Source organism: Pseudomonas sp. 50_B (genome assembly GCF_017491625.1).
GTDB lineage: Bacteria > Pseudomonadota > Gammaproteobacteria > Pseudomonadales > Pseudomonadaceae > Aquipseudomonas > Aquipseudomonas danubii.
This window is the reverse complement of the sequence record NZ_JAFGYX010000189.1, coordinates 1-345: the sequence shown is the minus strand read 5'-3', so window position 1 is coordinate 345 and position 345 is coordinate 1. Positions and strand designations below refer to the sequence as shown.

Annotated in this window: 2 rRNA genes; both read left to right on the top strand. The window is 48.1% G+C overall.

Features of this window, described 5'->3' with window-relative positions:
* Positions 1-111, top strand: a 5S ribosomal RNA gene (rrf, locus tag J5M73_RS31560); the annotation flags it as partial.
* 113 nt (positions 112-224) lie between these two features.
* Positions 225-340, top strand: a 5S ribosomal RNA gene (gene rrf, locus J5M73_RS31555).
* The last annotated feature ends 5 nt before the right edge of the window (positions 341-345 follow it).

The following is a 345-nucleotide window of genomic DNA, read 5'->3' as shown; positions in this document are numbered from 1 at the left end:
CGACCATAGAGCGTTGGAACCACCTGATCCCATCCCGAACTCAGAAGTGAAACGATGCATCGCCGATGGTAGTGTGGGGTTTCCCCATGTGAGAGTAGGTCATCGTCAAGATTAAATTCCGAAACCCTAATTGCGAAAGCAATTGGGGTTTTGTCTTTATGTAGAAGTTACTGATTTTGCTGACACGTTCGACTCTAGAGTCCAACGGATCGGCCACAGAATTTCTTGACGACCATAGAGCGTTGGAACCACCTGATCCCATCCCGAACTCAGAAGTGAAACGATGCATCGCCGATGGTAGTGTGGGGTTTCCCCATGTGAGAGTAGGTCATCGTCAAGATTAAA